At 51.0% G+C, this 21,263-nt stretch carries 21 protein-coding genes and 1 other annotated feature; of the genes, 11 read left to right on the top strand and 10 right to left on the bottom strand.

Going from position 1 to position 21,263, the window contains the following annotated elements:
* The first annotated feature begins 35 nt into the window (after positions 1-35).
* From M8013_RS15545 to wzzB, 7 genes are all read left to right on the top strand, one after another.
* Positions 36-986, top strand: coding sequence for an EpsG family protein (locus M8013_RS15545; protein ID WP_271268695.1), 951 nt, complete (start codon positions 36-38; stop codon positions 984-986).
* Positions 979-1,878: a glycosyltransferase family 2 protein gene (locus M8013_RS15540; protein ID WP_271268694.1), complete on the top strand. Its 900-nt coding sequence runs from the start codon at positions 979-981 to the stop codon at positions 1,876-1,878. Before M8013_RS15545 ends, M8013_RS15540 begins: the two co-directional genes overlap by 8 nt.
* Positions 1,879-1,892: 14 nt before the next feature.
* Complete coding sequence (locus M8013_RS15535) at positions 1,893-2,972, top strand: DUF1972 domain-containing protein (RefSeq protein ID WP_271268693.1); 1,080 nt, start codon at positions 1,893-1,895, stop codon at positions 2,970-2,972.
* Between the two features lie 49 nt (positions 2,973-3,021).
* A complete protein-coding gene (locus M8013_RS15530) occupies positions 3,022-4,644 on the top strand; it encodes an LTA synthase family protein (protein WP_271268692.1) in 1,623 nt (540 codons plus the stop codon).
* Positions 4,645-4,788: 144 nt separating this feature from the next.
* Positions 4,789-6,195, top strand: a complete 1,407-nt coding sequence (gndA, locus tag M8013_RS15525; protein WP_271268691.1) for an NADP-dependent phosphogluconate dehydrogenase — start codon at positions 4,789-4,791, stop codon at positions 6,193-6,195.
* A 253-nt stretch (positions 6,196-6,448) separates the two neighbouring features.
* Complete coding sequence (gene ugd, locus M8013_RS15520) at positions 6,449-7,615, top strand: UDP-glucose 6-dehydrogenase (RefSeq protein WP_271268690.1); 1,167 nt, start codon at positions 6,449-6,451, stop codon at positions 7,613-7,615.
* A 225-nt stretch (positions 7,616-7,840) separates the two neighbouring features.
* The gene (gene wzzB, locus M8013_RS15515; protein WP_271268689.1) at positions 7,841-8,821 is read left to right on the top strand and encodes an LPS O-antigen chain length determinant protein WzzB; all 981 of its coding nucleotides are present in this window, start codon (positions 7,841-7,843) and stop codon (positions 8,819-8,821) included.
* A gap of 45 nt (positions 8,822-8,866) precedes the next feature.
* On the opposite strand, the gene hisIE is transcribed toward wzzB, so the two are convergent.
* From hisIE to hisL, 9 genes are all read right to left on the bottom strand, one after another.
* Positions 8,867-9,478, bottom strand: coding sequence for a bifunctional phosphoribosyl-AMP cyclohydrolase/phosphoribosyl-ATP diphosphatase HisIE (hisIE, locus tag M8013_RS15510; protein ID WP_271268688.1), 612 nt, complete (start codon positions 9,476-9,478; stop codon positions 8,867-8,869).
* The gene (gene hisF, locus M8013_RS15505; RefSeq protein ID WP_271268687.1) at positions 9,472-10,248 is read right to left on the bottom strand and encodes an imidazole glycerol phosphate synthase subunit HisF; all 777 of its coding nucleotides are present in this window, start codon (positions 10,246-10,248) and stop codon (positions 9,472-9,474) included. The genes hisIE and hisF overlap by 7 nt, the downstream gene beginning before the upstream one ends.
* Complete coding sequence (gene hisA, locus M8013_RS15500; protein WP_271268686.1) at positions 10,230-10,967, bottom strand: 1-(5-phosphoribosyl)-5-[(5-phosphoribosylamino)methylideneamino]imidazole-4-carboxamide isomerase; 738 nt, start codon at positions 10,965-10,967, stop codon at positions 10,230-10,232. The genes hisF and hisA overlap by 19 nt, the downstream gene beginning before the upstream one ends.
* Positions 10,967-11,557 (bottom strand): imidazole glycerol phosphate synthase subunit HisH, encoded by a 591-nt coding sequence (gene hisH, locus M8013_RS15495; protein ID WP_271268685.1) that lies wholly within the window; start codon positions 11,555-11,557, stop codon positions 10,967-10,969. Before hisH ends, hisA begins: the two co-directional genes overlap by 1 nt.
* Entirely contained in the window at positions 11,557-12,624 is a 1,068-nt protein-coding gene (gene hisB / locus M8013_RS15490; RefSeq protein ID WP_271268684.1) for a bifunctional histidinol-phosphatase/imidazoleglycerol-phosphate dehydratase HisB, read from the bottom strand. Before hisB ends, hisH begins: the two co-directional genes overlap by 1 nt.
* Positions 12,621-13,682 (bottom strand): histidinol-phosphate transaminase, encoded by a 1,062-nt coding sequence (gene hisC / locus M8013_RS15485; RefSeq protein WP_271268683.1) that lies wholly within the window; start codon positions 13,680-13,682, stop codon positions 12,621-12,623. The genes hisB and hisC overlap by 4 nt, the downstream gene beginning before the upstream one ends.
* Positions 13,679-14,983, bottom strand: a complete 1,305-nt coding sequence (gene hisD, locus M8013_RS15480) for a histidinol dehydrogenase (protein ID WP_271268682.1) — start codon at positions 14,981-14,983, stop codon at positions 13,679-13,681. Before hisD ends, hisC begins: the two co-directional genes overlap by 4 nt.
* A 5-nt stretch (positions 14,984-14,988) precedes the next feature.
* Positions 14,989-15,888: an ATP phosphoribosyltransferase gene (gene hisG, locus M8013_RS15475; protein WP_271268681.1), complete on the bottom strand. Its 900-nt coding sequence runs from the start codon at positions 15,886-15,888 to the stop codon at positions 14,989-14,991.
* A 45-nt stretch (positions 15,889-15,933) separates the two neighbouring features.
* Positions 15,934-16,057, bottom strand: a sequence feature (His leader region).
* On the bottom strand, positions 16,033-16,083 hold the full coding sequence (hisL, locus tag M8013_RS15470; RefSeq protein ID WP_001364200.1) for a his operon leader peptide: 51 nt from the start codon (positions 16,081-16,083) through the stop codon (positions 16,033-16,035). Its footprint overlaps the feature before it by 25 nt.
* A gap of 174 nt (positions 16,084-16,257) precedes the next feature.
* Here hisL and M8013_RS15465 point away from each other — a divergent pair, with 174 nt between their 5' ends.
* From M8013_RS15465 to M8013_RS15455, 4 genes are all read left to right on the top strand, one after another.
* Positions 16,258-17,082 (top strand): SDR family oxidoreductase, encoded by an 825-nt coding sequence (locus M8013_RS15465; RefSeq protein WP_271268680.1) that lies wholly within the window; start codon positions 16,258-16,260, stop codon positions 17,080-17,082.
* Between the two features lie 39 nt (positions 17,083-17,121).
* On the top strand, positions 17,122-18,051 hold the full coding sequence (locus M8013_RS15460) for a LysR family transcriptional regulator (RefSeq protein WP_271268679.1): 930 nt from the start codon (positions 17,122-17,124) through the stop codon (positions 18,049-18,051).
* 220 nt (positions 18,052-18,271) lie between these two features.
* Positions 18,272-18,334 (top strand): membrane protein YoeI, encoded by a 63-nt coding sequence (yoeI, locus tag M8013_RS23625; protein WP_418939545.1) that lies wholly within the window; start codon positions 18,272-18,274, stop codon positions 18,332-18,334.
* Positions 18,324-19,682, top strand: a complete 1,359-nt coding sequence (locus M8013_RS15455) for an APC family permease (RefSeq protein ID WP_271268678.1) — start codon at positions 18,324-18,326, stop codon at positions 19,680-19,682. The genes yoeI and M8013_RS15455 overlap by 11 nt, the downstream gene beginning before the upstream one ends.
* Positions 19,683-19,780: 98 nt before the next feature.
* Here the strand turns inward: M8013_RS15455 and sbcB are convergent, their stop codons facing one another.
* Positions 19,781-21,217: an exodeoxyribonuclease I gene (sbcB, locus tag M8013_RS15450; RefSeq protein WP_271268677.1), complete on the bottom strand. Its 1,437-nt coding sequence runs from the start codon at positions 21,215-21,217 to the stop codon at positions 19,781-19,783.
* Positions 21,218-21,263 lie beyond the last annotated feature (46 nt).

Genomic DNA, 21,263 nt, shown 5'->3' with positions numbered 1-21,263 from the left:
TTGTATCAATGAGTTATCACAACTGATGCGAATTCATGAAAGAAAATAAAGAAAACATTGTTAATCTGGTTTTTTTCGCAGTGCTTGGAACGTTAGTTTTGAGTTTCTTCATGTCTAACACTCAATTTTTTGGCTTGAGTCGAGATTATGAAAACTATAAAGCTATTTTTTCTGGTAGCGCGGCTGATGAAGTTCAACTTGAATTGTTCTATCGTATTCTACTAGCACTGACGAACAGTTATCAATTGATTATTTTCACCGTTTTACTTATTTCACTGGTTATCAAGACTTCGTTCTTTGTAAAGAATACAAAAAGTAAGCAAGGGCTAATAATATTTTTACTGTATTATGCCTTTGTATCATGTTGGATCTTAGATTACACACAAATCAGAAATGGATTGTGTATTTCTATTCTGATGTTTTCAATTTATTATCTTTTTAATAAAAGATTAACACCATTCTATATCTCTGTCTTTATTGCAATAACAGCGCACTGGTCAGCACTACCTTTTCTCTTATTGTACCCTTATGTTCATTGGAGGAAAGCACGGATTATAGGGAATGCGATTGCGGGTGTTTTTGTTCTCATTTATCTATCGGGTAATGCAGATACGCTTATTTCAATAATTCGTAATTACGGGATTGGTCAAAAAATTGGTAATGATGGTGATGTAAACCTTCTGAATTCATTATCACTAACGTTTATCACATGGTTTTTGATTTCTATTCCGGAATTTAAAGTTCCGACGAGAAAATATTTCATTAATTTTTTCGCGTTCGCATTTTTGCAATATATGATTTTTGTTATGTATTCTTTACCGGTAACCGCATTTAGAGTGCTTGAAGCCTATTTCTTCTTAATGGTTACGGCCAGCGTAATTTCTGCTAGAGAAAAAAGAACTATTCTAATATTTTTGATGAAAATAGTTATAATATCTTATATGGCATTTTATTATCATGTAATGTTTGGAGTTTTGAATGAGTAATGGCGTCACAGCAATTGTAATTACATACAATCCTGATAAAAATAAAATTCTAAATTGCATTATGTCCTTAATCAAACAGGTCGATAATGTCCTTGTTATAGATAATGGTTCAACCGACTGTGATGTTTTAAATGAGATAGCAGAACCGAACGTAGACATTGTGTTGTTGAATGACAACAAAGGTATTGCTTTTGCACAAAACCATGGTGCTGAAATAGCGCTTCAAAATCCACAGCTTAATTATCTCTTTTTCTCAGATCAGGATACGATTTTCCCTGAAAATTCTGTAGGTACTTTGATTACGCACTATGAAAAGCATAATCTTGAGTCTGGAAATAAAATTGGTTGCTGCTCACCATTTTTTAAAGACCATCGTACAGGCCATATTCACCCTTCGGTTACACTGGACACTTTCACAAGCCGCAAAGTGATTGCTACCAGCGACTCAGATGATCTGTTTCCTTCACATGTCATCGCCTCCGGGATGCTAATTTCTAAACATGCCTGGGAAGCTGTAGGTCCATTTCGTGAAGACCTGTTCATCGATTGGGTCGATACCGAGTGGTGCTGGCGAGCGCATTCTAAAGGATATCTCGTTGTGCAAACGCCGTCGGTAATGATTTCTCATGAATTAGGTTATGGTCAGAAGAATTTTGCTGGTAGAAATGTCACTATACATAATTCGTTCAGAAATTATTATAAAATTAGAAATGCCTTATACTTGATGGTGTACTCTAATTATTCATTTAAATACAGATATCATCTTTTCTTCCACTCAGCCAAAAATATCGTATTTGAAATCATTTATTCTAAACATAAACTGAAGTCAGTGGGTGTTGTGTGGAAGGCTATCGCAGATGCATTTCAAAAGAAAATGAATAAAGGCAATTAATTCAAAGGTGCAACATGTGTAGTTCTTCTCGAAAAAAAATAGCTGTGGTTGGAACTGTTGGGGTTCCAGCATGCTATGGCGGATTTGAGTCTTTAGTCCAAAACCTGGTTGACTATCAATCAGGGAATATCACTTATCAAGTTTTTTGTTCGTCAAAAAAATACAAAGATAAAATAAAAAAATATCGTGATGCGGAACTCATTTATTTGCCGGTAAGCGCTAATGGGCCATCCAGTATTTTATACGATATTTTATGCCTGTTAGTTTGTTTGATTAAAAGGCCGGATGTTGTATTGATTCTGGGTGTGTCTGGATGTATTTTCTTACCTGTGTATCGATTATTATCTAAATCACGAGTGATAACGAATATTGATGGTCTGGAATGGCGTCGGAACAAATGGAGCCCTAAAGTAAAGTGGTTCCTGAAAAAATCAGAAAAGTTGGCGGTGAAATACTCGGACATTGTCATCTCGGATAATCAGGCAATCGCAGAATATGTCGAAAGCGAGTATGGACGTAAGAGTGAAGTCATCGCTTATGGTGGTGATCATGCTGTCGCGGTTACTGCCACAGGAGAGCCTACCGAGGCGGTAGTGAAAGGTTATTTTCTCTCGCTGTGTCGAATTGAGCCTGAAAATAACGTGGATATGATCCTTGAATCATTCGTAGCATCAAATGAAAAGCTCAAATTTATGGGTAACTGGAATAACAGCGAATATGGTCAAGCCCTGAAGAGAAAATACAGTGCTTACTCGAATATTGAGATCCTTGACCCTGATTACAATATCGATAATTTGTATCGCCTGCGCAAAAATTGCATTGCATACATTCACGGGCATTCAGCAGGTGGTACCAATCCATCGTTGGTTGAAGCTATGCATTTCAGCGTTCCTGTAATTGCGTTTGACTGTACATTTAACCGTTACTCTACAAACAACGTGGCGCTGTTTTTTTCTGATTGTGATGCCCTTCAACTTGCGGTGCATGAGGTTATAAGTGGATCTGTTCCGAACATGGGACAAGAGTTAAAGAATGTTGCTAATGATAAATATTGCTGGGAAAGTATCGCTTCGGCATATGAAAGTTTATTTTAGCGTATGTGATCGGGCTTACTATGTTTAAATTGAATAATATTGAGCTGCAATGAAATTAAAAAACCCATTATTTTTTTCTTTTTGTTTTGCGCTACCCTTTGCAGCCATGCTTGCCTATGTTGGCCGATTAGACCTCCTTTCTTCTTTTGTCATCGAGTTTGTGTTTCTTTGCTTCGCCAACAATTTTATCAGAAGCGATATTGTTCGTAGAATTCTCTGGGGTGCTTATTTCATCATTTTAGGTGTTCAGGCTGCCTCTTTGTTTTCTTCTGGACAGTATCTCATGCCACTGGCGCTGTCCAACAGCGCAGAGTTTGGTTCGCTGGGCATTTCAGCTTTTATTAAAATTATAGGTGTGTTTGTATTATTTGTTTTGTTTTCACAAGTGATGGTCTGCCGCGGCAGGCCAACGAAAAGTAGATATGTAAATATTGTTGTTGTTATTTCCGCCCTGGCTCTCTCTTGCGTTGTTCAGGGCCCCATACAGTCATTGTATAACACCTTCAAATTTTACTACTTACAAGTTACTTTTACTCCAAATGCAAAAGTCGGTGATGAGGGTAAATTATTCCTGAAAACTCATTTCTACAATGATCCAATTGACAGGAAAATGAGTTTTAAGGATTACAATGTCATTGTGATCTTTACGGAAGGTATTTCATCAGAAGTTATCGGTAAAACAAATGGAAGAACATTTTCAATTACACCGAATCTGGATCGCCTGACGCACGAAGGGATCAATGTAACAAATTACTATAACCATACTGCTGCTACTTTTCGCGGATTACGCGGACAGTTAACATCCGGATACCAGTATCGCGATGGCGTGACGAATGAAGGCACTGGTATCAATCAATTATCAACTAATGAGATAAATAATATTTATCTTCAACGCCAGATAACCCTGCCTGAAATTTTAACTAAATCTGGTTATCACAATTACTTTATTGCCTCTACCGAAAAGAACAGTGCGCTTAACACTATGCTCAAAACATTAAAGTTTGATCAGGTTTTGGGGATGGGTAATTTTGTTGGTTATCAACATGACAGGATGACGGATAAACAAACATTTAACGCATTACGTGATTTCCTGCGCGGCAAAGAAAAAAATAACGAGCGTTTTTTTGTAGGTGTTTATCCATCAGGTACGCATCACGGGCAGGATAGCCCCAATGAAAAATTCGCTGATGGAACGAATGCGCTATACAATAAATTTTATAATTTTGATTTTCAACTAGGCAAGTTTGTTGAGTCCTTTAAAAACAGTGCTCTTTATGATAATACCTTACTGATTATTACTGCAGATCATGCGACATTCCCATCAACTGATTACAAAAAAAGTTTTAACAGCAATGCACAGTTTTTTGTGAATGACATGCCATTGATTATTATTGGCAAGGATGTGAAGCCGCAAGTTATTAATGCTCATGCTCAAAACTCATTAAGTCTGGCGCCTACATTACTTCATATGTTAGGTATTCAATATTCAATGAACTATTTTCTGGGATGTTCATTATTTGATGTGAGCTGCAAGTCGCCATTTTCTCATTCGACCGCTATTGGCGATGACTTTTTTATTACCAATGAAGACGGAACGGTCACGTTGTTACCATATAACGACAGCAGTGAGACAAAACGCCTTATCAGACAATTTTATAACATCAGCGGTTAACGCCTGAAATAATGGATGTGCTGGGTTGAGCTATGCGCTTTAGTGCACCTTTAGCTATCTGCCAGACCTTAAACTGAGTTAACATCTAAGTCACTTTTCAAACCGCGCACACGTCGCGGTGACCACACCTGACAGGAGTATGTAATGTCCAAGCAACAGATCGGCGTCGTCGGTATGGCAGTGATGGGGCGCAACCTGGCGCTCAATATCGAAAGCCGTGGTTATACCGTCTCCGTGTTCAACCGCTCTCGTGATAAAACCGAAGAAGTGGTTGCAGAGAACCCGGGCAAGAAACTGGTTCCTTTCTATACGGTTCAGGAGTTTGTTGAATCCCTGGAAACGCCTCGTCGTATCCTGTTAATGGTGAAAGCCGGTGCTGGTACAGATGCTGCCATCGACTCCCTGAAGCCATATCTGGAAAAAGGCGACATCATCATTGATGGCGGCAATACTTTCTACCATGACACCATTCGTCGTAACCGTGAGCTGTCTGCTGAAGGCTTCAACTTCATTGGTACCGGTGTTTCCGGTGGCGAAGAAGGTGCTCTGAAAGGCCCATCCATCATGCCTGGTGGTCAGAAAGATGCCTACGAGCTGGTTGCGCCGATCCTGACCAAGATTGCTGCCGTTGCAGAAGACGGTGAGCCGTGTGTAACCTACGTCGGTCCAGACGGCGCGGGTCACTATGTGAAGATGGTCCACAACGGTATTGAATACGGTGACATGCAGCTTATCGCAGAAGCCTATTCCCTGTTGAAAGGCGGTTTGAACCTGTCTAATGAAGAGCTGGCGCAGACCTTCACCGACTGGAACAATGGCGAGCTGAGCAGCTACCTGATCGACATCACTAAAGACATCTTCACCAAAAAAGATGAAGACGGTAAATACCTGGTCGACGTGATTTTGGATGAAGCAGCCAACAAAGGTACCGGCAAATGGACCAGCCAGAGCTCTCTGGATCTGGGCGAGCCGCTGTCTCTGATTACCGAGTCTGTCTTTGCGCGTTACATCTCTTCTCTGAAAGAGCAGCGTGTCGCGGCCTCTAAAGTGCTGAGCGGTCCGCAGGCCAAGCCTGCAGGCGACAAAGCCGAATTTATCGAGAAAGTGCGTCGTGCACTGTACCTGGGCAAACTTGTTTCTTATGCTCAGGGCTTCTCTCAGCTGCGTGCCGCATCTGACGAGAACAACTGGGATCTGAACTACGGTGAAATCGCGAAGATCTTCCGCGCAGGTTGCATCATTCGCGCCCAGTTCCTGCAGAAAATCACCGATGCTTACGCAGAAAACGCGGGCATTGCGAACCTGATGCTGGCGCCATACTTCAAGCAAATTGCTGACGATTATCAGCAAGCGCTGCGTGACGTGGTTGCCTATGCAGTGCAGAACGGTATTCCGGTTCCAACCTTCTCTGCAGCAGTGGCCTACTACGACAGCTATCGTGCTGCCGTTCTGCCTGCAAACCTGATTCAGGCGCAGCGTGACTACTTTGGTGCGCACACTTATAAGCGTACTGATAAAGAAGGTGTGTTCCACACCGAGTGGCTGGATTAATCTGATTTAACTCAGTCATATAGCGAAACCCGGTGATATTAGCCGGGTTTTTTTACGTCTCCGATCCCCATGTTTTCTCGGTTAACCAACACACTGCAATGTTCGCCGGTACAAAATACCGCATTCCTGCTTTTACACAGTCATTTCAGCTGCTTGACATCAACTTAGCATACGCGCTAAAAACCTCATCAGTTGCTTATTACGGTGGAGCGGTAGTCGCTTCCTGATACTCACTCATATAGAAGTTGAATGAATGAAAATAACAATCTCCGGAACGGGTTATGTTGGTCTCTCAAACGGGATCCTGATTGCGCAACACCATGAGGTGGTGGCACTGGATATCGTAAAGGCTAAAGTAGATATGCTAAACCAGAAAATCTCTCCGATTGTTGATAAAGAGATCCAGGAATACCTTACCCACAAGCCGCTGAATTTCCGTGCAACCACCGATAAAGCGGATGCCTATCGCGATGCCGATTTCGTGATCATTGCCACTCCGACGGATTACGATCCAAAAACGAACTATTTTAATACCTCAAGCGTAGAGGCGGTGATTAAGGATGTGACGGCAATTAACCCAAACGCCGTGATGATCATCAAATCAACCATTCCAGTCGGCTTCACCCAATCGATCAAAGCAGAGCTGGGTATCGATAATGTCATTTTCTCACCAGAGTTCCTGCGTGAGGGGAGGGCCTTGTACGATAACCTGCATCCATCGCGGATTGTCATTGGCGAGCGCTCGGAACGTGCAGAACGCTTTGCGGCTCTGTTACAGGAAGGTGCGATCAAGAAAGATATCGATGTGCTGTTCACCGATGCAACAGAAGCTGAGGCGATCAAGCTCTTTGCCAATACCTATCTGGCAATGCGTGTGGCCTATTTTAACGAGCTGGACAGCTATGCTGAGAGTCTGGGGTTGAACTCCCGACAGATTATCGAAGGCGTATGCCTGGATCCGCGTATCGGTAACCACTACAACAATCCTTCCTTTGGTTACGGGGGGTATTGCCTGCCGAAAGATACCAAGCAGCTACTGGCTAACTATCAATCCGTACCAAACAATATTATCTCAGCGATTGTGGATGCCAACCGCACGCGTAAAGACTTTATTGCAGATTCCATTCTGGCGCGCCACCCTAAAGTGGTCGGTGTCTATCGTCTGATTATGAAGAGTGGTTCCGATAACTTCCGCGCCTCGTCCATTCAGGGGATTATGAAGAGAATCAAAGCGAAAGGGATCCAGGTCATTGTTTATGAACCGGTTATGCAAGAAGATCACTTCTTCCATTCACGGGTGGTTCGCGATTTGGATGCTTTTAAGAAAGAAGCTGACGTGATTATGTCTAATCGTATGGCGGAAGAGTTGTCAGATGTGGCGGATAAAGTGTATACCCGCGATCTTTTTGGCAGCGACTGAATATCTTTATCTGTTTAGAAAATGTCCGGCAAGGTTGTCGGGCATTTTTTGCGCTTGTTAACAGCGGTACTGGTTGTCGACAATGCGGCTCCACAGCACAGGGAATTCATTTATATTACCTTAAGATTATAGTTTATCGATTTCCTATAGATAATCTGGCAACAATCGATACACTATGTCGTAACTTTTTGCGCTTTTTATGCTTTTTGCATTTGTAAGGATTATATGACGCACAACAACAATAACGCGGTCACGCGAAGCAATGACCCTGAGCAGATTGATTTGATTGATCTATTGCTGCAACTTTGGCGCGGAAAATGGCTAATTGCTGCATTTGTCGCCGTTGCTATTGTCATTGCCGTAGCCTATCTCGCATTCGCTAAAGAAAAGTGGACCTCCACAGCGATTATTACCCAGCCTGATGCGGCGCAAATCGGTAGCTATAGCAATGCGCTGAACATTCTTTATGGTAGCGCGGCACCGAAGTTAAATGATGTTCAGGAGAGTGTCATTACCCGTTATAACGCCTCTTTCTCGGCATTGTCGCAAACGCTGGCAAACAAGGCAGAACCGGAAAAACTGACCATTGAACCTGCCGTGAAAGGCCAGCCTTTGCCACTAAGCGTGAGCTATGTGAATGGTTCAGCCGAAGCGGCGCAGAAGCAGGTTGCACAGTATATCCAGCAGGTTGACGAGCAGATTCAGAAAGAACTTGAAGTTGATCTTAACGACAACATTAAGCAGCAGGTCGTCACCCTGAATGATGCGCTGACTAACCAGCAGACGATCGCGCAGGAGCAGAAAGATCTGCGTATCAAGCAGGTTGCCGAAGCCCTGAAGTATGCCGAGGCGGCAAATATCACCACGCCGAAAATTCAGCAGACTCAGGACGTTACCCAGGAAACAATGTTCCTGTTAGGTACCGAAGCGTTGCAATCGATGATCGCGCGTGAGTCATCGCGTCCGCTGACCTTTTCAGAAAGCTATTACCAGAATAAACAGAAATTGCTGGATATCGAGAAGCTGAAAATCGACCCGGCCACCATCCATGCTTATCGTTATGTGATGAAACCGGATCTTCCTGTATATCGCGATAGTCCTAAGCGTTCGCTGGTGCTTATTCTGGCGGTACTGCTGGGAGGCATTATTGGCTCCGGCGTGGTGTTAGGTCGTAGCGCACTGCGTAACTACCACAGCAAGGCCTGATACCGGTCTACAAGCTGAAAAAAAACCGGGTTTCCCCGGTTTTTTTTATTTGTGGCGCTGGCGGAGATTTTCTATAACCGCCGTTAAGTCCAGCTCCTGATCCTGCAGCAACACCAGCAGGTGATACATCAGATCCGAGGCTTCATTGGTCAGCTCATGACGGTCGTTGACTGTCGCCGCCAGTGCCGTCTCTACGCCTTCTTCCCCCACTTTCTGCGCGATACGCTTGGTGCCGCTGGCGTACAGTTTTGCTGTGTAGGAGCTTTCCGGGTCGGCGTTCTTACGTTCAGCCAGCAGTTGCTCCAGCTGATACAGGAACAGCCACTGGTGGCTGGCGTCACCAAAGCAGCTGCTGGTGCCCAGATGGCAGGTTGGACCGACAGGGTTAACCAGCACCAGCAAGGTATCGTTATCGCAATCCGGGGTGATGCTGACGACATTCAAAAAGTGACCGGAGGTCTCGCCTTTGGTCCACAGACGCTGTTTGGTGCGGGAGAAAAAGGTCACTTTACCGCTGTCGAGAGTCTTCGCCAGCGCATCCTGATTCATATACCCCAGCATCAGCATTTCGCCGGATACCGCGTGCTGCACCACCACCGGCATTAATCCGTCGGTTTTTTCCCAGTCCAGCTGCGCGCGTTGTTGCTCTGTTAACATACCCTGATCTCCACGCCCTGATTCTTCAGGAACGTTTTTAACTCACCAATATTAATGATCTGCTTGTGGAACACCGATGCCGCCAGCGCGCCGTCGACGTCGCTGTCGCGGAAGGCTTCGAGGAAATGTTCCATTGTCCCCGCTCCGCCAGAGGCAATCAGCGGTACATGACATACGTCGCGTACTTTTTGTAGCTGCACCAGGTCATAGCCGTTACGCACGCCGTCCTGGTTCATCATGTTCAGGACGATCTCGCCAGCGCCACGCTTCTGCACTTCCTGCACCCAGTCCTGCGTTTCCCATTGGGTGACGCGGGTGCGGCTCTCATCGCCGGTATATTGATTCACGTGATATTTGCCGGTGGCCTCATCAAACCAGGTATCAATCCCCACCACAATGCACTGCACGCCAAAACGATCGGCCAGACGGGTGATCAGCGACGGGTCGGCCAGCGCCGGGGAGTTAATGGAGATTTTATCCGCGCCAAACGTGAGGATTTTTGCCGCATCGTCAGCAGACTTAATGCCGCCCGCCACGCAAAAGGGGATATCAATCACTTCCGCGACGCGTGCGACCCAGCTTTTATCCACCACGCGTCCGTCGCTGGAGGCGGTGATATCGTAAAAGACCAGCTCATCGGCGCCTTCTTCCGCGTAGCGTTTTGCCAACGGGACGATATCGCCAATGATCTCGTGATTGCGGAACTGCACGCCTTTAACGACCTGGCCATCACGCACGTCGAGACAAGGAATTATCCGTTTTGCCAGCATTGAATCGCCTCCGTTACCGTAAATTTGTCTTCCAGCAGGGCGCGTCCAACGATCACACCCCGTACGCCGGTCCCGCGCAGGGCGGCGATGTCATTCAGATCGCCAATGCCGCCGGAGGACTGAAACGCCACCTGCGGATAGCGGGCGCAGACTTCTTCATACAATGACACGTTGGAGCCCGCCAGGGTCCCATCGCGGGAAATATCGGTGCACAACACGTGCTTAAGGCCGACCGGCAGATAGGTCTCCACCAGCGCTTCCAGCGTTACGCCTGAGTTCTCCTGCCAGCCGCTGACCGCGACCTGCTTCTGCCCCTGCTCATCGATGCGTACGTCCAGCGCCAGCACCAGCGCGTCGGCGCCAAAGCGACGGAACCAGCCTTTCACCGTCTCGGGCTCTTTCACCGCCGTCGATCCCACCACCACGCGCGCCACACCCGCGTCCAGCAGAGCCGCCACGTCATCTTCGGTGCGCACGCCGCCGCCGACCTGCACCGGAACATTCACACCCGCAACCAGCGTTTTCAGCAGCGGGATCTGGCGTTTGGCCGGATCTTTCGCGCCAGTCAGGTCCACCAGGTGCAGCACTTCGGCACCCTGGGCGGCATAATCCTGCAGCCGGGGCAGCGGATCGTTACCGTAGTCGCGCTGCTGGCCGTAATCGCCCTGGTGCAGACGGACAACCGTACCGTCAATTAAATCTAAAGCAGGAATAATCATCACATCTCCAGGAAGTTTTTCAGCAGCTGCGCGCCCGCAGCGCCGGAACGCTCCGGGTGAAACTGCACGCCGTAGAAATTGTCTTTCTGCACGGCGGCGGTGAAGGGTTCACCATAATGGCACTGGGCGATGGTACTGGCATTTACCGGCATCGCGTAGCTGTGGACAAAATAGAAATATGCCCCGTCTTCAATCCCCTGAAACAAGCAGTTGCCCGCTTTCGGGTAGACGCGGTTCCAGCCCATGTGCGGTAGCGGCAGGCCGTGGTCGGTCATCTTTGGCACGTCCTCATCGATGATACCCAGCAGATCCACACCGTTGGACTCTTCACTGCGGCGGCCCAGCAGCTGCATTCCCAGACAAATACCCAGCACCGGCTGGGTACAGGCTTTAATCAGTTCGACCAGTTCGCGCTGCTGGATCTGATCCATCGCGGCTTGCGCGGTACCGACGCCCGGCAAAAAGAGCTTACTGGCGCGCAGCACCACATCCGGGTCACGGCTTACCAGCGGCTCATAGCCGTGGCGGGCAATGGCTGACTTCACCGAATTAAGGTTGGCGCAGCCGGTATCGAGGATCACCACGTTCATCACAGCACTCCTTTCGACGACGGCAGCGTATCGCCTTCCACGCGAATGGCCTGGCGCAGGGTGCGGCCAAAGGCCTTGAACAGGCTCTCAACGCGGTGGTGATCGTTCTTGCCTTTGGTTTTCAGGTGCAGCGTCAGGCCCATGGTGTAGGAGAGGGAGCGGAAGAAGTGCTCAACCATCTCGGTGCTCAGGTCGCCCACGCGCTGATAAGCAAAATCGGCTTTATATTCCAGGTGCGGGCGGCCGGAAATATCCAGCGCGCAGCGCGCCAGGCACTCGTCCATCGGCAGCACAAAGCCAAAGCGGTTAATGCCGCGCTTGTCACCCAACGCCAGCTTCAGGGCTTCGCCCAGCGCCAGGCCGGTATCTTCCACCGTATGGTGATCGTCGATGTAAAGATCGCCTTTCACGCCAATCTCCATGCGGAAGCCGCCGTGGGTCGCGATCTGATCCAGCATGTGATCGAAAAAGCCGACGCCGGTGTGGATCTTGCTGCTGCCTTCGCGATCCAGCCAGACCTTCACGTCGATCTGCGTCTCTTTGGTATTGCGCTCAACGTGCGAATAACGATCCCGTTTGGTCAGCTGTTCGCCGATCATCGCCCAGTTCAGGGTGTCGCTGTGATAGCGAAGACCCACGATACCCATATTGCTGGCCAGCTCAAGATCGGTGGCGCGATCGCCAATCACGTAGCTGTTGGCTTTATCCAGCGCGTCTTCGGCCAGATACTGCTCAACCAGCTTCACTTTCGGTTTGCGGCAGTCGCAGTTGTCCGCCGGTAAGTGCGGGCAAATCAACACGTCATCAAAGGCCACGCCTTGTGAGGTCAGGATCTGCATCATCAGATTGTGCGGGCCGTCAAAATCGACCTGCGGGAAGCTGTCCGTCCCCAGACCGTCCTGATTGGTGATCATCACCAGTTTAAAACCGGCTTTCTGCAGTTTAAGCAGCACCGGAATGACGTCGGCTTCAAACGCCAGTTTGTCGAAGCGATCGACCTGATAATCACTGGGTGGTTCTGAAATGATGGTGCCGTCACGATCGATAAAGAGGTACTTCTGGCTCATACTTTCTCCGCATTCAGGGCGTCGATAACGCGCTGGCTCTCTTCACGGGTACCTACGGTAATGCGTAAGCAGCCACTTAAAGAGGGTTGTTTGTTCTGGTCTCGTAAGATAATGCCCTGATCCCACAAAGATTTAAATACTGCACTTGAGGCGGTGAAGCGCGCCAGAATGTAATTGGTTTCTGAGTCGAAAACCTGCTCAACGCAGGCGATGTTCCGCAACTGGCTGACAAGATACTGACGCTCATCAAGAATTTGCGCCACCCGCTCACGCATGGCGGTGATACCCTGCGGGCTCAGCGCCTGCGCCGCGATATCGGCAACCGGCGTCGAGAGTGGGTACGGGGCAATCACTTTCATCAGCAGGTCGATCACCTCTTTATTCGCCAGCGTAAAGCCGCAGCGCAGCCCGGCGAGGGCGAAGGCTTTCGACAGCGTGCGCAGCACCACCAGGTGCGGGTAATCGGTTAACCAACCGGCCAGCGACGCCTGCGGGCAAAACTCAATGTAGGCTTCATCGGCAACTACCAGCGCTTTGCCCTGGGTCATCTCCAGCAGCGCGCGGAGATCCTGCGGATTGATCAACTGCCCGGTTGGGTTGTTCGGGCTGCAGACGAAGACCACCTTCACGCCATCGAGATTATCAGCAATGCCCTGCAGATCGAGCTGCCAGTCATCGCGCACCGGCACTTTGCGCAGTTCCACGCCGAAGGTCTCGGCGCTGACGGTATACATTCCGTAAGTCGGCGGGCAGTACAGCACCGCGTCCTGGCCAGGCTCGCAGAAGGCGCGGATCAGCAGTTCGATGCCTTCATCCGCGCCACGGCTGACCAGCACCTGCTCGGGTTTAACTCCGGCATAGGCTGCATAGTTGTCGATAACCGCTTTTGGCTGGCACTCCGGGTAGCGGTTCAGCGTCTGCTGGGTCAGGCCAAAAGGCACGGCGGTCGGGAATTCATTGGCATTCAGCCACACGTCGCCATTTCCGCCCAGACGACGGGCAGATTGATACGGGGTCAGGGCGCGAACGTTTGCGCGGGCTAACTCTTCAATACTCATGCTTGCTCCTTCAGGGCGGCAACGCGCAGCGTCACGGCATTTTTGTGGGCCGTCAGGCGTTCGGCGGCAGCCAGAATTTCGATGGTGCTGGCAAGGGCGGCAAAGCCCTCGCGGGAGAGCTCCTGCACGGTCATCCGTTTCTGGAAGTCCGCCAGCCCCAGGCTTGAGCAGGTGGAGGTATAACCGTAGGTCGGCAGCACGTGGTTAGTACCGGAGGCGTAATCACCCGCAGATTCCGGTGACCAGTCACCGAGAAACACCGAGCCGGCGCTGGTGATGCTGTCTACCAGCTCACGGGCGTTTCGGGTCTGAATGATCAGGTGCTCAGGGCCGTACTGGTTGGAGATAGCGATGCACTGCTCAAGGTCTGTTGCCACAATCAGGCGGCTGGCCGCGAGCGCCTGGCGAGCCGTATCGGCGCGCGGAAGATCCGCCAGCTGACGCTCAACCGCGGCACCCACCCGTTTTGCCATATCGGCATCCGGGGTCAGCAGGATCACCTGCGAATCCGGGCCGTGCTCGGCCTGCGACAGCAGATCGGAGGCAACGAAATCCGGGGTTGCGCCGCTGTCGGCAATCACCAGCACTTCCGACGGCCCGGCCGGCATGTCGATGGCGGCACCGTCCAGACGCTGGCTGACCTGGCGTTTAGCTTCGGTGACGAAGGCATTGCCCGGACCAAAGATTTTATCCACTTTGGCAATCGACTCGGTGCCCAGCGCCAGCGCGGCGATGGCCTGCGCGCCGCCCACTTTGAAGATGGCCTGCACGCCGCACAGCTGCGCAGCATACAGAATTTCGTCGGCAATCGGCGGCGGGGAGCAGAGCACCACTTTGCGGCATCCGGCGATGCGCGCCGGGGTGGCCAGCATTAATACCGTCGAGAACAGCGGTGCCGAGCCGCCGGGAATATACAGCCCGACGGAGTCGACCGGGCGGGTCACCTGCTGGCAACGCACGCCAGGCAGGGTCTCCACGTCGATGATCGGCAGGGCTTGAGCCTGGTGGAAGGTGTCGATGTTTTTGACCGCCACCGCCATCGCCTGCTTAATGTCGTCGCCCAGTCGGCTACAGGCGTCGGCAATTTCCTGCTCGCTGACTTTCAGCGCGCCGACCTCTGTCTTATCAAACTTCGCGCTGTATTCCCGCAGGGCATCGTCGCCGCGGGCTTTTACGTTGTCCAGAATCTCCGCCACGGTGCGGGTAATGCTGTCTGAGGCAGAGATCGCCGGGCGCATCAGCAGCGCGCGCTGCTGTTCTGCGTTACAGGTGTTCCAGTCGATAACGGTGTTAAAGGTCATGGTGGTTACTCCATCATCTTCTCAATCGGTAATACCAGGATTGAGCTGGCGCCCAGCGCTTTCAGTTTTTCCATGGTTTCCCAGAACAGGGTTTCGCTGCTGACCATATGCATCGCCACGCGCTGCTGATCGCCAGCCAGCGGCAGAATGGTAGGACGTTCCGCGCCTGGCAGCAGGGCGATCACTTCATCCAGACGTTCGGTCGGGGCATGCATCATGATGTATTTCGATTCGCGCGCCTGAATCACACCCTGAATACGGGTCAGCAGACGGTCAATCAACTGCTGTTTGGCGGCAGGCATCTCGCCGTCGCGCTGAATCAGACAGGCTTTTGAGCGGAACATCACTTCCACTTCACGCAGGCCGTTAGCCTCGAGGGTCGCACCGGTGGACACCAGGTCACAGATGGCATCAGCCAGTCCGGCACGTGGGGCCACTTCAACGGAACCGTTCAGCAGGCAGGATTTGAACTGCACGCCTTTCTGGTCGAGATAACGCTTCAGCAGGTGCGGGTAGGAGGTGGCAATGCGCTTGCCGTTCAGGGAAGCCGGGCCGTCCCAGGCTTCGTCAGCCGGGGTTGCCAGCGACAGGCGGCAGCCGCCAAAGTCCAGACGACGCAGCGTGAAATAGCGCGGATCTTCTCCCTGAGCACGGCGGGTCAGCAGCTCTTCTTCCAGCACGTTTTCGCCAATAATGCCCAGATCCACCACGCCGTCCATCACCAGACCCGGGATGTCGTCATCACGTACGCGCAGAATATCAATCGGCATATTCTCGGCCAGCGCAATCAGGCGCTGGGTGTGCAGGTTGATTTTAATGCCACAGCGCGCCAGCAGTTCGCGTGAATCATCGCTCAGTCGTCCGGATTTCTGCATAGCTATGCGCAAACGTGAATTATCTAACATGATGGTTTCCTTGTGATCCTGTTGTAACTTGCCTGAATACGGTCCAAAAAAAAGCCCCCGGAAGGTGTTCTTCCGGGGGCTCTCGCTTGCGTTCATGCACCACTGGAAGATCTAACTGTCTTCCAGCACACATCGCCTGAAAGACTAGTCAGGATGATGGTGATGATGGTGGTGTTTAAATTGAACGCGTGTCATAAAATTCTCGATGAATGCTTATTCATGTGATGTCGTTTAACCTAAACCACTTACGCTACCGAAAGCAAGGGCTTTTTTTTATCATTAAATGATTTCATATTGGCGCTATCAATTGTCAGTTCCATATGGCTGGCGTAGCCTTAAAGCAGAGGCATACATGTCAGGAGAAAACGGATGAAAAAGGTCGCAATTGTCGGTTTAGGATGGCTCGGAATGCCGCTGGCGATGTCGCTTACGGCACAGGGCTGGCAGGTCACGGGCAGCAAAACTACCCCTGACGGCGTCGAAGCGGCGCGCATGTGCGGTATCGAGAGCGTTGAACTGCGCCTTGAGCCAGAGCTTATCTGCGACGCTGAGGATCTGGACGCGCTGATGAACGTGGACGCGCTGGTGATTACTCTTCCGGCACGGCGTACCGGTGCCGGTGAGAACTATTATCTGCAGGCGATGCAGGAAATCGTCGATAGCGCGCTGGCGCACCACATTCCGCGGATTATTTTTACCAGCTCCACCTCGGTGTATGGCGCTGTGGAAGGTACGGTTAAAGAAAATATGCCACGCCAACCGGTGACCGCCAGCGGACGGGTGCTGAAAGAGCTGGAAGACTGGCTGCATAATTTACCCGGCACGCAGGTGGATATTTTGCGTCTGGCGGGGCTGGTGGGGCCCGGGCGTCATCCCGGCCGGTTTTTTGCCGGAAAATCAGCGCCTGACGGGCAACATGTCGTCAATCTCGTGCATCTTGAAGACGTGATCGGCGCAATTACCTTGCTTTTACAGGCTCCGAAGGGCGGTCACATCTATAATATATGTGCACCCTCTCATCCTACACGCAGTACGTTCTATCCGGTGATGTCACGCCAGCTTGATCTGGCCCCGCCGCAATTTCACGATACCCCGGGTGAGGGGACGGGTAAATTGATTGACGGGAATCGCATCTGTCACGAACTGGGATTTGAGTATCTCTTTCCCGATCCGCTGGTTATGCCGATGGAGTAATGCCGCTGGCGGAGCGTCGCGCACCACAAGGGGGTGAGCATGAAACCGCTGCTGGATGTCCTGATAATCCTTGATGCGCTCGAAAAAGAGGGGAGCTTTGCTGCTGCGTCGGCAAAGCTCTTCAAGACGCCCTCCGCCCTCAGCTACACCGTCCACAAGCTTGAAAGCGATCTCAATATCCAAATCCTCGACCGTACCGGCCACCGGGCGCGATTTACCCGCACCGGGCAAATGCTGCTGGAAAAAGGACGGGAAGTGCTGCATTCCGTCAGGGAGCTGGAAAAGCAGGCCGTCAAGCTGCATCAGGGCTGGGAAAACGAACTGGTGATTGGCGTGGACGATACGTTTCCCTTTTCCCTGCTTGCGCCGCTGATTGAGGCGTTTTATGAGCGCCACAGCGTGACCCGTCTGAAGTTTATCAACGGGGTACTGGCAGGTTCATGGGAGGCGCTGGTACAGGGGCGGGCAGATATTGTGGTCGGTGCGCTGCATGAGCCGCCCCAGTTAAGCGATTTTGGTTTTGCCCCACTGGGGAAACTGGAACAGGTCTTCGTTATCGCACCGCATCATCCTTTGGCCCAGGAGCCGGAGCCTGTGAACCGGCGGACGATCAAAAATCATCGCGCCATTGTGGTGGGTGACAGCGCATTACCCGGTTGTATCGCCTCTTCGCAACTGCTGGACGATCAGGAAGCGATCACCGTTTTCGATTTCAAAACCAAGCTCGAGCTGCAAATTAGCGGCTTAGGATGCGGATTTTTGCCGCGATATTTAGCGCAACGGTTTATCGAAAGCGGGGCGCTTATCGAGAAGGAAGTGATGGCACAATCCAGTTATGATTCAGTATGGATAGGCTGGAATGAACAGACTGCCGGGCTTGCAAGCGCATGGTGGCGACAAGAGATTTTAGCAAATAGTGCTATTGCTGCGGTGTACGCGCAGCATGAGGCCGATAAAACAGGCGATTAGTAAAAAATTTACACCTGATGGGCGTGCCGAAGGCTTGCCTTTTTGCACCAAATTAAGGAAAATGCCGCCGCTGCAAAAGCATTGGAATAATCGACGATATAAAAGGCGTCGATTATTTTTTTTTGCATGTACGAAAATCATTTAAATCAAGAGGCCGGGCTTCGTACCGGATAGATACTTACTAAAATCCGACAGTTGTTGTCGCTGAGGAATACAGAAAATGGGGCAATCTTTTGCTTACGCGGCGGTATTTACCGTAATGGAGAATCACCATGTCGCATAACGCTACTCCAAAAACCTCTCGCGTGGAATTACGTAAAACGCTTACGTTGATTCCGGTTGTAATGATGGGCCTTGCCTATATGCAACCGATGACGCTGTTCGATACGTTTGGTATCGTTTCAGGCCTCACTGACGGTCACGTTGCAACGGCTTACGCCTTTGCGCTGGTCGCTATTCTCTTTACTGCGTTGAGCTACGGTAAACTGGTTCGTCGTTTCCCTTCTGCAGGCTCTGCGTATACCTACGCTCAGAAATCCATCAGCCCGGCTGTCGGCTTTATGGTGGGCTGGTCATCGCTGCTGGACTACCTGTTCATGCCGATGATCAACATTCTGCTGGCGAAAATTTATTTCGAAGCGCTGGTGCCATCCGTACCTTCGTGGATTTTCGTTGTCGCGCTGGTGGCCTTTATGACCATCTCGAATCTGCGCAGCATCAAGACCGTGGCTAACTTCAACACCCTGATTGTGGTACTGCAGATGGGTATTGTGTCGGTTATTGTCGGTCTTATCATCTACGGTGTTGCCCACGGTGAAGGGGCAGGCACGCTGATGAGCTCCCGTCCGTTCTGGTCTGAGAATGCTAACGTGGTGCCGATGATTACCGGTGCAACCATCCTGTGCTTCTCGTTCCTGGGCTTCGACGGCATCTCTTCTCTGTCGGAAGAGACTAAAGACGCTGAGCGCGTGATCCCGAAAGCGATCTTCCTGACTGCACTGATTGGCGGCGTAATCTTTATCGGTGCCTCTTACTTCCTGCAGCTGTACTTCCCGGATATCTCTCGCTTTAAAGAGCCGGATGCGTCGCAGCCAGAAATCATGCTGTACGTTGCCGGTCAAACCTTCCAGTGGGGCGTACTGGTCTTCTCCAGCGTCACCGTTCTGGCCTCCGGCATGGCCGCGCACGCAGGCGTTTCTCGTCTGATGTACGTAATGGGTCGCGATGGCGTCTTCCCGAGCCGCTTCTTCGGTTACATTCACCCGAAATGGCGTACCCCGGCATGGAACGTACTGCTGGTTGGCGTGATTGCCCTGATGGCGATTAAATTCGACCTGGTGACGGCGACCGCCCTGATTAACTTTGGTGCGCTGGTGGCGTTTACCTTTGTTAACCTCTCGGTGATCTCCCAGTTCTGGATCCGTGAGAAGCGCAACAAAACCCTGAAAGACCACTTCAACTACCTGCTAATGCCAGTGTGTGGTGCGCTGACTGTCGGTGCGCTGTGGATCAACCTGGAAGAGAGCTCGATGATTCTGGGTCTGATCTGGGGTGGTATCGGCCTGATTTACCTGGCCTGCGTGACCAAAAGCTTCCGCAACCCGGTTCCTCAGCACGAAGATATCGCGTAATTGATTGACCTCATTCCCCGTCGGCCCGCGCACGCGTAGCGCCGGCGGGCAAAAAAAAACCGGAGATTAATCTCCGGTTTTTTTATGTCTGCATCCCGTCAGACAATTTCCTGCACATACTGATACAGCGCTTTTAACAGCGCCTGCTTCTCACTGTTCCCTTCATACTGGCTATACAGCATCGAAAGCTCCTGCGCGTAGGCCTGCAGGATCTCCGGAGTAAATACGTTGCGGCGATGCTGCAGCCAGCGCTCTTGCTCCACTTCATCCAGCGTGCCGGGGAAATTGCGCGCGCGGTAGTTAAAGAGCAGCTTCTCAATACGCTTATCTACAAAAGTGATATCCAGCGCGGGCAGGTTGCGCGGCTCGGTGCGTAAAACGATATTCATGGCCGCACGGTCGGCATCGCTGAAAAAGCCGTTGTAGAGCTGGGCATCGACGTTTTCCGACGGCGTAAACGGCTCCGCTTCGGCAAAGATCGCCACCAGTTTCTCACGGACCTGCGGGTTGTCGCGCAGCAGCTTCAGGTTGTCCAGACAGCGTAGTCTGTCGATACCTAACCGTTCAGCGTCTTCCGGGCGCAGGGTGCTGGCGGGCGCCAACACCGGGCACTTATTAATGTGCACCAGCTTCACCGGGACGGCAGCATTATCACCAAGCGCCTCTTTCGGGGTATAGAGCCGTTCACGCAGCGTGTCGCTGTCAAGCGTCAGCAGGGGAGACATATCGCCCGCCAGATCCACCATAATCACCGCATTGCGGTTTTCCGGGTGCCAGGCCAGCGGGGCAACCCAGCTGGTATTACCGCGCCAGGCACCGAACATGCCGGAGATATGCACCAGCGGTTTCATCTGCGGCACGTCAATCAGGGTGGTTAATTTTTGCTTGCTGCGATGGCTGAGCAGGTATTCAAACAGTTTGGGCTGATGGGTCTTTACCAACTTCGCCATCGCGATAGTCGCGTAGACATCTGCCATCGCGTCATGAGCATTGCTATGTTCAATACCGTTGGCACGGGTCAGGTGCTCGAGACGGAAGCTGGTCAGCCCTTCGTCATTTTCTGGCCAGTTAATTCCCTCGGGGCGCAGCGCATAGCAGGCGCGCATGACATCCAGCAGATCCCAGCGGGAATTGCGATTTTGCCAGCTCCAGGCGTAAGGATCGTAGAAGTTACGGTAAAAAATGTGGCGAGTCACCTCGTCATCGAATCGCACGTTGTTGTAGCCCACCACGCAGGTATTCGGGACCGTAAACAGGTCGTGGATGCGGCGGGCAAACTCGGCTTCGTTAACGCCTTTCTCGCGGGCTTCCTGCGGCGTGATGCCGGTAACCATCACCGCTCCGGGCTGCGGTAAATAGTCATCAGCAGGTTTGCAGTAGAACACCTCGGGCTCGCCGATGATGTTGAAATCGGCATCGGTGCGGATCGCGGCAAACTGAGAAGGGCGATCCAACGAGGGGCTGGTGCCAAAGGTTTCGTAGTCGTGGAATAAAAATGTGGGCAGCGCGGCGGAGTCAGACACCAGTAATACCATCCTGTTTATGAGTGACGGCGCTATGGTAAACCATCCGGCCAGGCAC

It is taken from the genome of Silvania confinis (assembly GCF_025564085.1).
GTDB lineage: Bacteria > Pseudomonadota > Gammaproteobacteria > Enterobacterales > Enterobacteriaceae > Enterobacter > Enterobacter confinis.
The sequence above is the reverse complement of the archived record's forward strand: the minus strand, read 5'-3'. Positions and strand labels throughout refer to the sequence as shown.

What these genes read in the sequence shown, in the direction of transcription:
- M8013_RS15545 (WP_271268695.1), top strand. Translation starts at nt 36, where the DNA reads ATGAAAGAAAATAAAGAAAACATTGTTAATCTGGTTTTTTTCGCAGTG.
- M8013_RS15540 (WP_271268694.1), top strand. Translation starts at nt 979, where the DNA reads ATGAGTAATGGCGTCACAGCAATTGTAATTACATACAATCCTGATAAA.
- M8013_RS15535 (WP_271268693.1), top strand. Translation starts at nt 1,893, where the DNA reads ATGTGTAGTTCTTCTCGAAAAAAAATAGCTGTGGTTGGAACTGTTGGG.
- M8013_RS15530 (WP_271268692.1), top strand. Translation starts at nt 3,022, where the DNA reads ATGAAATTAAAAAACCCATTATTTTTTTCTTTTTGTTTTGCGCTACCC.
- gndA (WP_271268691.1), top strand. Translation starts at nt 4,789, where the DNA reads ATGTCCAAGCAACAGATCGGCGTCGTCGGTATGGCAGTGATGGGGCGC.
- ugd (WP_271268690.1), top strand. Translation starts at nt 6,449, where the DNA reads ATGAAAATAACAATCTCCGGAACGGGTTATGTTGGTCTCTCAAACGGG.
- wzzB (WP_271268689.1), top strand. Translation starts at nt 7,841, where the DNA reads ATGACGCACAACAACAATAACGCGGTCACGCGAAGCAATGACCCTGAG.
- hisIE (WP_271268688.1), bottom strand. Translation starts at nt 9,478, where the DNA reads ATGTTAACAGAGCAACAACGCGCGCAGCTGGACTGGGAAAAAACCGAC.
- hisF (WP_271268687.1), bottom strand. Translation starts at nt 10,248, where the DNA reads ATGCTGGCAAAACGGATAATTCCTTGTCTCGACGTGCGTGATGGCCAG.
- hisA (WP_271268686.1), bottom strand. Translation starts at nt 10,967, where the DNA reads ATGATTATTCCTGCTTTAGATTTAATTGACGGTACGGTTGTCCGTCTG.
- hisH (WP_271268685.1), bottom strand. Translation starts at nt 11,557, where the DNA reads ATGAACGTGGTGATCCTCGATACCGGCTGCGCCAACCTTAATTCGGTG.
- hisB (WP_271268684.1), bottom strand. Translation starts at nt 12,624, where the DNA reads ATGAGCCAGAAGTACCTCTTTATCGATCGTGACGGCACCATCATTTCA.
- hisC (WP_271268683.1), bottom strand. Translation starts at nt 13,682, where the DNA reads ATGAGTATTGAAGAGTTAGCCCGCGCAAACGTTCGCGCCCTGACCCCG.
- hisD (WP_271268682.1), bottom strand. Translation starts at nt 14,983, where the DNA reads ATGACCTTTAACACCGTTATCGACTGGAACACCTGTAACGCAGAACAG.
- hisG (WP_271268681.1), bottom strand. Translation starts at nt 15,888, where the DNA reads ATGTTAGATAATTCACGTTTGCGCATAGCTATGCAGAAATCCGGACGA.
- M8013_RS15465 (WP_271268680.1), top strand. Translation starts at nt 16,258, where the DNA reads ATGAAAAAGGTCGCAATTGTCGGTTTAGGATGGCTCGGAATGCCGCTG.
- M8013_RS15460 (WP_271268679.1), top strand. Translation starts at nt 17,122, where the DNA reads ATGAAACCGCTGCTGGATGTCCTGATAATCCTTGATGCGCTCGAAAAA.
- M8013_RS15455 (WP_271268678.1), top strand. Translation starts at nt 18,324, where the DNA reads ATGTCGCATAACGCTACTCCAAAAACCTCTCGCGTGGAATTACGTAAA.
- sbcB (WP_271268677.1), bottom strand. Translation starts at nt 21,217, where the DNA reads ATGGTATTACTGGTGTCTGACTCCGCCGCGCTGCCCACATTTTTATTC.